Origin of the sequence: Photorhabdus sp. S10-54 (assembly GCF_963878145.1) — a bacterium.
Lineage (GTDB): Bacteria > Pseudomonadota > Gammaproteobacteria > Enterobacterales > Enterobacteriaceae > Photorhabdus > Photorhabdus kayaii.
Window position 1 is genome coordinate 25,056 of the sequence record NZ_CAWNXG010000002.1, and the last position, 13,094, is coordinate 38,149.

General features: G+C 39.6%; 11 protein-coding genes and 1 pseudogene. 8 read left to right on the top strand and 4 right to left on the bottom strand.

All coding sequences use genetic code 11. The features are described from left to right. Positions 1 to 53 precede the first annotated feature (53 nt). The 7 genes and pseudogenes from AACQ83_RS01315 to AACQ83_RS01345 form a co-directional block, all read left to right on the top strand. On the top strand, positions 54 to 1,292 hold the full coding sequence (locus AACQ83_RS01315; RefSeq protein ID WP_240000668.1) for a hypothetical protein: 1,239 nt from the start codon (positions 54 to 56) through the stop codon (positions 1,290 to 1,292). A gap of 30 nt (positions 1,293 to 1,322) precedes the next feature. Next, positions 1,323 to 1,949: a response regulator transcription factor gene (locus AACQ83_RS01320; protein WP_112875929.1), complete on the top strand. Its 627-nt coding sequence runs from the start codon at positions 1,323 to 1,325 to the stop codon at positions 1,947 to 1,949. Positions 1,950 to 1,952: 3 nt separating this feature from the next. Further along, positions 1,953 to 5,567, top strand: coding sequence for a transporter substrate-binding domain-containing protein (locus AACQ83_RS01325; RefSeq protein WP_112875930.1), 3,615 nt, complete (start codon positions 1,953 to 1,955; stop codon positions 5,565 to 5,567). A 131-nt stretch (positions 5,568 to 5,698) separates the two neighbouring features. Then, positions 5,699 to 5,899 carry a type II toxin-antitoxin system TacA family antitoxin gene (locus AACQ83_RS01330; RefSeq protein WP_112875931.1) on the top strand — a complete coding sequence of 67 codons (201 nt, stop codon included), beginning with the start codon at positions 5,699 to 5,701 and terminating at the stop codon, positions 5,897 to 5,899. A gap of 50 nt (positions 5,900 to 5,949) precedes the next feature. Further along, positions 5,950 to 6,363: an Exc2 family lipoprotein gene (locus tag AACQ83_RS01335; protein ID WP_112875932.1), complete on the top strand. Its 414-nt coding sequence runs from the start codon at positions 5,950 to 5,952 to the stop codon at positions 6,361 to 6,363. A 360-nt stretch (positions 6,364 to 6,723) separates the two neighbouring features. Continuing rightward, positions 6,724 to 7,554, top strand: coding sequence for a KilA-N domain-containing protein (locus AACQ83_RS01340; RefSeq protein ID WP_088372935.1), 831 nt, complete (start codon positions 6,724 to 6,726; stop codon positions 7,552 to 7,554). A gap of 21 nt (positions 7,555 to 7,575) precedes the next feature. Then, positions 7,576 to 7,763: pseudogene (locus AACQ83_RS01345) on the top strand (recombinase family protein); the annotation flags it as partial. Between the two features lie 64 nt (positions 7,764 to 7,827). Here AACQ83_RS01345 and AACQ83_RS01350 read toward each other — a convergent pair. The 3 genes from AACQ83_RS01350 to xylA form a co-directional block, all read right to left on the bottom strand. Continuing rightward, the gene (locus AACQ83_RS01350; protein WP_112875933.1) at positions 7,828 to 8,202 is read right to left on the bottom strand and encodes a VOC family protein; all 375 of its coding nucleotides are present in this window, start codon (positions 8,200 to 8,202) and stop codon (positions 7,828 to 7,830) included. 326 nt (positions 8,203 to 8,528) lie between these two features. Continuing rightward, the gene (locus AACQ83_RS01355; RefSeq protein WP_112875934.1) at positions 8,529 to 8,720 is read right to left on the bottom strand and encodes a DUF5397 family protein; all 192 of its coding nucleotides are present in this window, start codon (positions 8,718 to 8,720) and stop codon (positions 8,529 to 8,531) included. Positions 8,721 to 8,912: 192 nt separating this feature from the next. Continuing rightward, the gene (gene xylA, locus AACQ83_RS01360) at positions 8,913 to 10,232 is read right to left on the bottom strand and encodes a xylose isomerase (RefSeq protein ID WP_112875935.1); all 1,320 of its coding nucleotides are present in this window, start codon (positions 10,230 to 10,232) and stop codon (positions 8,913 to 8,915) included. 194 nt (positions 10,233 to 10,426) lie between these two features. On the opposite strand from xylA, the gene AACQ83_RS01365 reads away from it, so the two are divergent. Continuing rightward, positions 10,427 to 11,611: a XylR family transcriptional regulator gene (locus AACQ83_RS01365; protein ID WP_112875936.1), complete on the top strand. Its 1,185-nt coding sequence runs from the start codon at positions 10,427 to 10,429 to the stop codon at positions 11,609 to 11,611. A gap of 39 nt (positions 11,612 to 11,650) precedes the next feature. On the opposite strand, the gene AACQ83_RS01370 is transcribed toward AACQ83_RS01365, so the two are convergent. After that, complete coding sequence (locus AACQ83_RS01370) at positions 11,651 to 13,093, bottom strand: 6-phospho-beta-glucosidase (protein WP_112875937.1); 1,443 nt, start codon at positions 13,091 to 13,093, stop codon at positions 11,651 to 11,653. Between the last annotated feature and the right edge of the window lies 1 nt (position 13,094).

A 13,094-nucleotide genomic window follows, 5' to 3' on the forward strand; every position in this document is an offset into this window, starting at 1 on the left:
CTCTGCTATTATTATCTTACAATGTAACATCAGTGTTACGAAATGAGATCCCGATGAAAATGAAAAAGATAGTGATCTTCTGGTTTATCTTTACATTGGTCAATTTCGCGCTGGCACTGTTAAACCTACAGGTACGGGATGTGTGGAGTCTGTCATCACTAGTGTGGTTTCCGGCAGGCTTGTTACAAGGCATTTTTTGCGCCAGGGCGCCACGGTACTGGCCTGTCTGGTTAATCACGGGCACCTTGATTTCGCTGACTGCCAGTCAGTGGTATGGAAGGCCAGTAAATGTATCGCTGACCTTTTCCAGCATCAATATGATGATGCTGGTAACAACAGCGCTGATCTGGCAGTTTTTTTACGGTGTCATGTGGGCGCCGAAACGGACAAGGGACATCATTAACCTGACCGTACTCTGTTCGTTAAGTGGAATCATTGAGCGATTTATCGCGAAATGGATACTTCATCTATTTGGTTATCCTACCGACATATCAGTTTCATTACCGATTGTCGTAGGCTCAGTGTTGAGTTATCTACCACTGACATTGTTTGTTATCTACTACATCACCCACGAGAAAAATGGGGTTGGGAACTGGAAAATCCATGGCTTATGGCTGGTGGCCCTATTTGCCATGACAGCATTGTTCATCAGTCCACCACCGGAAGCCGGGAAAATACACTGGCAAGGTATCGCACTGCTGTTTTCCTTTAGTTTGCCGATGCTGCTGGCACTCAGCGGTAATCTGCTGGTATTAAGCAGCTTTTTATCCCTATGTACGGTGGGGATCGTGAGTGCCACCATTTTTGGTCTTGGCCCATTCTCATCCCCGTTAACCAATCTCCAACAAAATGTGCAGATAGCGGCTTGGTACAGTACAGCGTTCACTTTACCCGCGTTGTTATGCTGTAGCTATTTATCTAACATAATCAATGCATTACATCGGCATAAAGCGCGTTTTCTGTTAATGAGAGCCATGCTGGATCAAGAACAGATTAATTGCTTTCGGTTAAGTGCCAACGGACATTTGTACTGGCATCATAATGGTGCTGCCTGGATGCGGTGCGGAAAAGCGCCCGTCTCTTGGTCGCAGTTGATGGCTTGGGTACATCAGGAAGATCGGCATAAAATCGAACAGCTTAAAAATTCAGTCTCGCAAATACCACAGACATTAAAAGTTCGGATTGCCGATGGTAAAGGCGAATTTAACCCCGTCCTTATCGCCTTAATCATCCATGTAGGAGAAGATGCCGGTTTTATTGAAGGAACGATACGTGAAATAAATAGTAAATAAAAAATAGTCAATAATCTGGAGAAATAACCTATGCCCAGACGAGTCATTATTGCCGACGATCATCCGGTATTTTTATTAGGACTACGTACGATACTGGCAACATTGCCGGAGAATTACCAGATTGTGGGGGAAGCCCATGATGTTACTTCACTTTTTTCTCTGCTGGAGGAAAAAGAAGCGGATATGCTGATTACGGATTTCATTATGCCGGGTAATAACCAGATCGACGGTCTGAGGATGATTAGCCGAATACGGGAACAGTATCCGAATTTGCCGATTGTGGTGATTACGATGATCAGCGACCGAAAAATAATAGCTTCATTGATTGACTACAAAGTGAAAGCGATTTTGAACAAAAACAGTTTATCCCATGAACTGGTAAAAGGGTTGTACAGTACAACCGGACGTTATGAACCCTATCTAAGTGAGCAATTTCTCGAATCACCGGACGAAGAAGTTGTAAAAACGCTAACCAGCAAAGAGTTGGAAGTGATTAAACTGTTGGGACAAGGGTTGAGTGTGAATGATATTGCTGCGCGTTTATACCGTACTAAGCAGACGATCAGCGCCCAAAAAATTAGCGCAATGAAAAAGCTCGGGTTAGATAGCGAAGCAGCGCTTTATAATTATTTGCATCAGATTGGATTGGGGCTGTAAACCATGAAGTGCCGGTGCAAAGCATGGCGATGGTTTGCCATATTGGTATTGCTGTTACCGCTATCTGGCTGGAGCCTCAACCTGTTTGAATACCGCAATGCGCAAAAGCTACCTGCAAATGGGCTACCGGTGGAGTTTTATTCAAACATCACTCAAGAATCACAAGAATTTCTGCCTTTTCCCGTTAAAGAATACGGGGGGGGGCTTCCCCCGCGTTTTCCGGCATTAAAAGTTGGTATTCTCTGCTGTATCGGCGCGCCATTGGTGATCCATCGTTGGGACGGCAAGTTGGAAGGGATTTATGCTGATTATCTGCGCTTGATCGAAACTGTGCTGAAAAGACCGGTAGAGGTACGGCTGTTTGGCAACTGGGAATCAGCTTATAAAGCTCTGCAACATGGAGATATCCAACTGTTATCAAATTCCGCTTCATCACAATCAGGAAATGAAGCAAATGACACTTACCCGATTCTGGTACAACCCCTCGCACTAATTATGCGCAAAGAACAAGTGAATATGCCATTTGCCAAAATGAATATTATGGCAGCACCAAGCAGTGATCCAAATGTCATTAAGCAATTACGTAAACATTACCATAGCATTTTGGTGGCGAAGGATCAGCAGGAGGGGATACAGGCAGTCGTGGATGGCGAAATGGATGCCTATCTGGACGGGCAAAGTCAGATTGCCTATTTGCTGGCTTTTCGTCCATTTACCGGGTTGACCTACCGCCGGGATATCTCGTTGGGGGAACGGTATGACTTTCTCGGTCACAACGGTGATGGCATGGTTGAAGCAGTAAATCTGATTCTGACATCCATTCCTCATGCTATCAGAAATAAAGTTTACGAACGTTGGATTTCTGGGCTGGCATTGGGCAGTAATAATGACGCTACAATCTTTTCAGCTCAGGAAAAAGCTTGGATTAAAAAAAATCCGGTCGTCAATGTGGCACTGACTCGTACTGCGCCACCTTATTCCTTTCTGGATAAAAACGGTCAAATCACTGGGCTGGATGTGGACATTTTGCGTCTACTGGGAGAAAAAAGTGGCATCACCTTTAATTTTATGCCAACAGATGGCGCAATCGGCATTAAAAAGTTGTTAGAAAATGGCGAAGCGCAAATGACCTCTATGATCAACACACCCGAACGTAGCCGTTGGCTCTCTTTCAGCCATCCCTATGGTACCGTGGAATGGGTGATGATCACCCGCAATGAGCGCAATACCCCCAATGAGTTTGAACAACTTAAACACCATCGGGTGGCGATTCAGCGTGGTCATGCACTTTCGTCGCTATTGAAGCAATATCCAGATATTTTCGTCGTGGAAGTTGACAGCGTGACACAAGGTATCGATATGGTGCTGGCCGGGGCGGCAGATGCCACTTTTGATAGCCTGATCAGTGCGGATTATCTACAAGCAAGCCATTATGGCGCCAATATTTCTATTCAGTCCTTTAAGGGCTCATTGCAACCGGAACAATACGCCATCATACCGGCCTATCCTCAACTGGTGGACATATTAAATAAAAGCATTGATGCACTGCCACCAAATGAACTGCGGGTATTACGGTTGAAGTGGTTATCGATGGGGAATGTCGCTTCCTATGACGATAATAACATTTCGCCTTGGGTAAAGTTGTGGGGAGGGGCGTTATTTGTGATTGCGCTAAGTTCAATTTTTTGGGGCAGTTATCTTGCTCATCAGATCAAACGACGTAAAACCGCGGAAAGCAACTTACAGAATTTGTTGGCGTACTGGGAAACACTCTTTAATAACATGCCTACGCCCATGTTTGTCTGCGATCCCACCATGTGTATCACGGCGGCTAACCTCTATTTCCAGCATGAAATGGGTTCTGTTGGATCTGAGGTGATTGGCCGTAGTCTTTTTTCCCTATGCTTTTTAAAACCGGTCGATGAGCAAGAGATCAGTCTAATTTTTCTACGCTGTTTGGAAGGTGCTCCTGTCCATTTTTCTGATCGCAACATTGTTATTCAAGGACAGGATAAAGACGTTTATTTGTGGCTCGAAAGTTATAGCAATACTGAAGGCGTTGTTCAGGGAATCATTGGTGGCTGGTTTGATGTGACCGAACGTAAATTGTTGGCGCAAGAACTACGCCAGGAACGTGATAAGGCGGAACTCGCCAGCCTGGAGAAATCAGATTTTCTGGCCCACATGAGCCATGAGATCCGCACTCCGCTACAAGCCATTATCGGTATTCTTGATCTGGAGGTAAAAAAGCAAACTCAGCCATCCACGCCATTACATATCGCTTGGCAGGCTGCCATATCCTTGCAAGGAATCATCGGTGATGTGCTGGATTTCTCCAAGATAGAATCTGGGCGGATGGTGCTGAATCTCAAGCCGGAATCATTGCAGGTGATTCTGGAAAATTGTGTGGCAACTTTTAGCCATCGGGCAAAGGAAAAAGAGTTATTCTTCACCTATCAATTTGATTTGCCGTCTGAATATTATCATCTACTGGACGCAACACGCGTAACTCAAGTCATCAACAACCTGTTGGGCAATGCTATTAAATTTACCGAACAGGGTGGTGTACAGATCAGCGCCAACTATCAGCCTATTCCAGAGAGTCACCAAGATGAAATTACGCTGGTGGTTGCTGATACTGGTTGCGGCATTCCAGAAACCATGTATGAAGCGGTTTTGCTACCCTATGTACAGGTGACACAAAATAATGGTGGTAAAACTGGTACGGGGTTGGGATTACCTATCTCTGTACAGTTAGTTGAATTAATGGGCGGCAATCTGAAAATCACGGGTGCGCCCAATGGTGGCGCACAGGTTACCGTGATGTTACCGCTTACGCGCAGTGTTATTGAAAAGGAGGCGATAAGTGAAAAAACCGAAAATATTGAGACGGAACTTCATGAATCTTTGAATATCTTAGTGGTTGATGATTTACCTGCCAATTTACAGGTGTTGTCATTACAGTTAGCGTCATCGGGCCATCGTATTGCGCTCGCTGAAAGCGGTGAACAGGCCATGAATCTGGTGGAAGAGGGCTATTTCGATATCGTGCTGACAGATTGCCAGATGCCGGTGATGAACGGTTACGAACTGGCTCAGTTGCTGAGAAAACATGAGCGATTACGGCAATTACCGCCATTTATTATTCTGGGATGCACTGCGAACGCATTTTCTACCGAACAGGCTCGTTGTTTGGAAGCGGGAATGAATGGTGTATTAATTAAGCCATTGGTGCAAAGCAAATTGCTGGCAGAAATTACCCGTTATTACCGGCAAATCAATGACAAAACAACGTTAAAATTCGATGAGATTCAAGCGTTGTCTCAACAAGATATGGCTGTAGAACGCCAATTACTCAGCGCAATACAGCAAGGGATGTCGGAAGATATTGCAGAATTGCAACAACAGGAAAACCAGCAATGTCATGAAAAAGTTGTGCATCACGCCCATCGTATGAAAGGCGCTTTTGCGCTGATGCAATATCAGCAAGGAATACGTGTCTGCCTGCGGATTGAAAAAAGCGAACATTGTGATGTGAAAATAATAGCCGTCTTATTAACTCGTGCGGAATATTTTCAACAGCAGATTGAGCAGAAATTGGGGGAATTGCAGGGTTAGAAATCAGATGAAACGACACAAGAAAACCTTGGCTTGAAAAGATAAATGCAATTTTTGTCATCTTAAAAATTGGAAAATACACCATTTTGACGTACATTGCTCTCACATTACACCTAAGGAAGGTATTTTCTATGAATACAGCTACAGTTAGTAACTTTATCCTGACCAGTACATTAACACATGCTGAAAAAACCATTCATGAATACGAAGTTATGAGTTTGAATAACCGAGACTCAGAAGTTTTCTTCAATGCATTGGCCAAACCGGTTCGCTTCAATAAAAAGCTGGCAGATGCCTTCGAAGAACATAATCAACGCATGATCAATAAATGACCGATAATTATTTAAATCTATTATTAGGACAAAATCACTGAGGATTTTGTATGCGCACTTTATATTTTTTCTCTATTTTCTTATTTTTATCTTCTTGTTCAATAAATCTCCCACCTTATGAACGGGAAGCCCGACATTATGTTTATCGCTCTAATGATGATTTTGACCCTAATTTTGGAACACATGTAAATAATTCTATTAAGCTTATGACGCCATTCTTTGAACAATTTTATCGAGAAGGAGTTAAGGATAGAATGAATAACATCAGTTCACATGAATTTGAGCAAAAAATTAATTATTTTAAGAGTGATAATTTAATTCAAGAAATCGGCATGTCTGAAATATTCATTTCACCAAAAGTACACACAAAAGAAATCAACAATAGTCAGATTTCAAATAAGAAGAAAAAAGCATTAATTAACGGAATCATCAATTCTTACGAGGCGGGTTACTATGGCAAGTAAGAAAATTAACTCATGTAGGACTTCACAATCGAAGTCCTTTAGTTGCTATTTAAAGATATGGGTAAGCAAAATTTCTAGTATTGCGATAAACAACATACTGCATCTCAGAACACCCTATGCTATTCTTTCATGTGAAATCATAACGTCCCCAAAATGACACATTAAAACTATTATTAGCTATAATGGATAATTATTAGAACATTATCAACTGAGTTGATATGAATTGCGTTGCTAATTCACTTAATAGACATAGATTTATATACAGTTTATATTATATCTTTCCATCCGTATTTAGGCTAAAACAAGACTGTCATTTAAACCTTCGTTTAACTGACACATCAAAAGTGAGAAAAAAGGTTTATGGCGCAAAAAATTGATGTCCGGGGTATAAAAGTCTCTGTTTTTTCCGACAAACAAGATGACTATATATCGCTATCTGACATCGCTAAGTACAAAGATGGCGACCGCAGTGATTACATTCTGCAAAACTGGATGAGAAACCGCAGTACCATTGAGTTTATCGGTTTGTGGGAACAGCTACATAATCCCGATTTTAATTCCATCGAATTCGATGGATTTAAACATGAAGCGGGCGCAAACAGTTTCTCTCTCACGCCAAAACGCTGGATCACAACTACCAATGCAATAGGGATCATATCGAAAGCGGGCAGATATGGCGGAACCTATGCGCATCGGGATATTGCTTTTGAGTTTGCTTCCTGGATCAGCGCAGAGTTTAAGCTCTATCTATTAAAAGAATTCCAACGGCTCAAACAAGCAGAAAATGAACAGAAAAATCTAGAATGGAATGTTTCACGCACTCTGGCCAAAGTCAACTATCATATTCATACAGAGTCAATAAAAACAAACATTATTCCCGCCTTGGTGCTTAACCCAAAAGCAAGAAACTTTACTTACGCTAATGAGGCCGATATATTGAATCTGGCTTTGTTTGGCAAGACAGCCAGTGACTGGCGTAAAGAGAACCCGGAACTAAAAGGCAATATACGGGACTATGCCACATTGGAACAGCTTGTCGTGTTATCTAATTTAGAAAGCTTCAATGCTGAACTTATCGAGCAGGGCCTCTCTGCAAACGACAGGTTCCAAAAGCTAAATCGCGTTGCGGTCAGTCAAATGAAGATCCTGATAGAAAACAAATCCATTGAAAAACTTAAACAATTAAAATAGGTTGTTCAGATGCCTGTTTGAAATGGCGATGTGTTAATGGTATGGAAGGCTCGACAGGCTTGGCCGAAGCTTAAAACACCTAGTGAATACTATCCACAATCTTGTGGATCGAAAAATAGGATTTAAAGTAGACCGGGCAAAGTACAGAAATTGATACGACGACGGCCAGTGGCAAATTGGTCTTTGGGATTTTTGCCGCGCTGGCCGATGTTCTTTTAAATCTCAGGTTTTCCTATTCCATGAAAAGTAGAAATTGTAGCGGAATCAATACATCTAATCCAAAGGACATACCCGAATAATATGACCATCGGGATCTTCAACGAGGAAAGTACGACCAAAGATTTCAGTGTGGGGTTCCTTCACAATCTTGATATCGGGTTTCTTCTGCCATTCTTCAAATAAGCGATCTACATCTTCTCCAGATGGCAACATAATACCGATCTCAGAAAACCGAGGAGTAGAGGCATCTGGCGTTGTTCCGCCTGACCAAATAGCGAATAGCGCTTCACCGCCGGCGGCAAATGCCACATAACGAGGGCTCGAAAACACCGGTTCAGAATTAAAAAGTGTCTTGTAAAAGGCTGTCGAACGTTCAATATCAGATACGTAAACAAGTTGAAGGTTGGGCTTGGGGGATACTGTCATCATATAATTCTCATCTAAGTTAGATTCAATAAGAGAGTAAAAGTAAATCGTTATATAAATCAATAGGTAACATTTGTTACCGGATTACGCTTATCATTATAATATGATGTTAATTACCTGTATATACATACACGTGTAAAGTGATATGAAAATTCTGGACGATGAAGATGTGCCTAAGATCGGATCTTGTGGAGATAATTTGTATTAGATGGAATTGTTATCATGAAATATGAAAGTTACCTCTTGTGTTTTGGTATTTAAGGATTCGACATCCATATCAAAACCGGTGACTCTCAACCTTTTACCAAAAAAATCTTCCATTCGTACATTCAGGTAGCCTTGGGGTCATTGTTAACGTGGGTCAGACGGTATTCGGTTTTTTCACCCGTTTCTACCAGGACGACTTCTATCATCCAATCACCATCCTCTAACGGACGGAGCAATTTTCCTACTTCATATTTTGGCCCAAACACACCAAAGCTTTTTATCGTGCCAACCGGTACAAACGGTGTCGTTATCATGACCGTTCCTCATTATTAAAATTCATTGATAGTGTAGTATTTTGAGAATATTGTTTCAAGAACGACTTTCGAGAATGCTAACCCCTTGAAATTGTGTACTGTAAATTGGCAGTACAGTGCTTTCTCATAATTAAGTACTATTTTCGCTAATTTAGCCGTTCCCAATACGAAACCTGTTAGCCAATAATTAATTTAATCATAAATATAGCGATTAATAAGATTTTCGAGTAATTCTTGTTGTCCACTTCGATGTTTAGGTTCCTGAACCAATGTTTCTGCATAATGAGCCACTTCATCAAGTGTCATTTTTCCTTCAAGAATATTTCTACCTAGTTCACTATTCCAACCAGAATAACGTTGAGCGACATACTCATCTAATTTACCGTCTACTAATATTTTCACCGCACTCTTTAATGATAAAGCCATAGTATCGATGGCGCCGATATGCCCATAAAATAGATCATCAATATCAATACTTTGACGACGAACTTTCGCGTCGAAATTTAAACCACCCGTCGTAAAACCACCGGCTTTTAAGATTTCATACATTACCAGAGAATTCTCCTCGACACTATTTGGAAATTGATCGGTATCCCAACCCAGTTGAGCATCCCCACGATTGGCATCAATAGAACCAAATATTCCCAATGCAATTGCTGTGGCGACTTCATGTTGAAATGAGTGTCCAGCTAATGTGGCGTGGTTAGCTTCAATATTCACCTTAATTTCATTTTCTAAGCCAAACTGTTTTAGGAAACCATAAACGGTAGCCACATCATAATCATATTGGTGTTTAGTCGGCTCTTGAGGTTTAGGTTCAATTAATAATGTTCCCTGAAAACCAATTTTGTATTTGTAATCCACAACCATTTGCATAAAACGGCCGATTTGTTCTCTTTCTTGACGTAAATCTGTATTGAGCAAACTTTCATAACCTTCACGTCCGCCCCACAGTACATAATTTTCACCACCCAGTTTTTTAGTCATTTGCATAACTTGACAGACTTGTGCTGATGCATAAGCGAAAATATTGAGATCTGGATTAGTTGACGCACCGGCAGCATAACGAGGATGTGTAAAACAGTTTGCCGTTCCCCATAACAATTTAACGCCAGTCTCTGCTTGTTTATCTGCAAGAATATCGGACATGACGTCCAAATTATAAATATATTCTTTTAAACAACAACCTTCAGGGGCAACATCAATATCATGGAAACAATAAAAAGGAATATTGAGCTTGTAGAAAAATTCAAAAGCGACATCAGCTTTAAGCTTAGCCAGTTCTAAAGCGTCACCTCCTGTTTGCCAAAAACGCTCAAATGCCCCAGAACCAAACATATCCGTACCATTCCAACAGAAACTGTGCCAATAGCAGACGGCAAAACGCAGATGATCTTTCATCTTTTTGCCTAAAATAATCTCTTCTGGGTTGTAATGACGAAAAGCTAATGGATTATTACTTTGCCTACCTTCGTAACTAATTCTATTTATTCCCTCAAAATACGGCTGCATATCTGCCTCTATCTAATAGGTATATGTGTGTATAAAATTTTGTTCATCAATGTCGCTATTTTCAATTGCGTTATTTTATTTCTTCATTAAGATTATTGTTAATTGTGTGATTTATCTCATAATTTATCATTAATTTAACCCTGAAAATAGAAAAATAATTATGATTAAGATTGTATAAATCAATAAGGAAATAAATGATGAATAGACGATACCATATAACACTATTATTTAACGCCAATAAAGCTTATGATCGTCAAGTGATAGAAGGGATAGGTGAATATTTACAGGCATTTCAATGTAATTGGGATATCTTCATTGAAGAAGATTTCACCACGAAATTAAATAGTTTGAAAACTTTGCAGAGTGATGGAATTATTGCTGATTTTGATGATATAGAAATCCAGCGTACTTTCAGTCAGTTAGACATTCCTGTTATTGGTGTCGGCGGCTCTTATCACCAAGAAAATCACTATCCTGCGGCTCATTATATTGCGACAAATAACTTCGCTTTAATAGAAAGTGCATTTAATCATTTAAAAGATAAAGGTATTAAACGTTTTGCATTTTATGGTTTACCTCAGACAAGTGGTAAACGATGGGCAATAGAGCGTGAATACGCTTTCCGACAATTAGTCGAAAAAGAAAAATATCAAGGTGTGGTGTATCAAGGAATGGAGACGACACCAGAAAATTGGTTTTACGCACAAAATAGATTAAAAAATTGGATTCAAACTTTACCCCCAAATACAGGCGTTATCGCAGTAACGGATGCCAGAGCTAGACATATTTTAGCCGCATGTGAACATTTAAATATTCCTATTCCTGATAAACTCTGTGTTATAGGCATAGATAATGAAGAAATAGCCCGTTTTCTTTCACGTACTGAGCTCTCTTCCGTTGTGCAAGGTACACAACAAATGGGTTACCAAGCAGCAAAATTGCTTCATCAGCTTTTTAAAGGTTACATTCCTAAAAAATATCATCGCCAATTAATTCCACCTTTAAAGGTTATTGCAAGGCAATCGACAGATTTTCGGGCATTAAATGATCCCGCAGTTATTCAAGCAATGCATTATATTCGTCATAACGCGTGTAAAGGGATAAGAGTTGAACAAGTTATTGATGCTATTGGTATGTCTCGTTCTAATCTTGAAAACCGTTTTAAAAGTGAATTTGGTCAAACAATTCATACTATCATTCATAATGAGAAATTAGGTAAAGTAAAAAATCTTTTAATCCACACCTCTATTTCAATCAGTGAAATTGTTACCGTTTGCGGCTACTCTTCTTTACATTATTTTTACTCCATGTTCAAACGAAATTATAATATGACACCTAAAGAGTATCGAGATAAATATAAAATTACCAAAAAGAATTAAATAAGCCATCCTCAAAAAATAGGATAGCTTTTAATTTAATTAGATATCTTCGCCGTTCATTGCTATGACTTTTTTATACCAATAAAAACTCTTTTTCTTATAACGTACAAAATCCCCATTTCCATTATCATCAACATTGACATAAATAAATCCATATCGTTTACGATATTCACCGGTCGAAAAAGAGACACAATCGATACATCCCCATGCAGTATAACCGAGGATATCAACACCATCGAATAAAATAGATTTTTTAATTTCAGATAGGTGTGATGCTAAATATTCAATACGATAATCATCATTGATAACACTATCTTGAGGTAATTTATCAACGGAACCCAACCCATTTTCAACGATAAAAATAGGTTTCTGATAACGTTCATATAATTCAGATAAACTGTATCGAATACCTATAGGATCAATTTGCCACTCCCATTCAGAGGATTTTAAATAGGGATTGAGTTTTCCTTTTTCAAAGAAGGATAGGGATTGGCTATTTTTTTCTAACATCTCTGTAGATGAAGCGACGATATTACTCATATAATAGCTTATCGCTAAATAATCAGCGCAACCTCCCCGTAACCAATTTAAATCGCCATCTTCAATATGAAGTTCTATCTTTTTTCTTTCCCATTCTTTAATAAGATAAGATGGATAATATCCACGAAGTTGAACATCACTAAAAAGATATTTCTGACGCATAGCTTGTTGTGCATATAAAACATCTTCTGGCTTACAGCTCGCTGGATATAATGGCGACATATGGATCATGCAGCCAATTTTAAAATTAGGATTTATTTCATGGCCTAATTTGACAACTTTTGCACTAGCAACAAATTGATGATGAATAGTCTGATACATAACCTGTTCTGGATTGTCGTAATCCTGATAAATCACACCTGAATTACAATAACCAAATAGTGGATATTGCCAATTTATTTGGTTATTAATTTCATTAAATGTAATCCAATATTTGACTTTATTTTTATATCTTTCCATAACCACCAGGCTAAAATTCATGAAAAAGTCTATTAATTTTCGGTTATACCAACCACCATATTCCTTAACCAAATAATAAGGCATTTCAAAGTGAGATAAGGTAATAATGAGTTCAATATTATATTTCAATAATTCATCAATAAGGCCATCGTAAAACTTTAAGCCGGCTTCGTTAGGTTGTAATTCATCACCATGAGGAAAAATTCTTGACCAAGCAATTGATGTCCTAAAACATTTGAATCCCATTTCTGCAAATAGTGCAATATCATCTTTATAATGGGAATAAAATTTCACACCTTGATGATTAGGATAGATTTTATTTTCCTCAATACCATTAGTTATGACACGATCAACACCGTGCTCTCCTTTTGTCATAACATCAGCAATGCTCATTCCTTTACCATCCTGATTCCAATGACCTTCAACTTGGTTAGCGGCAACCGCGCCGCCCCATAAAAAACCGGTAGGGAATTTATTCTTCATA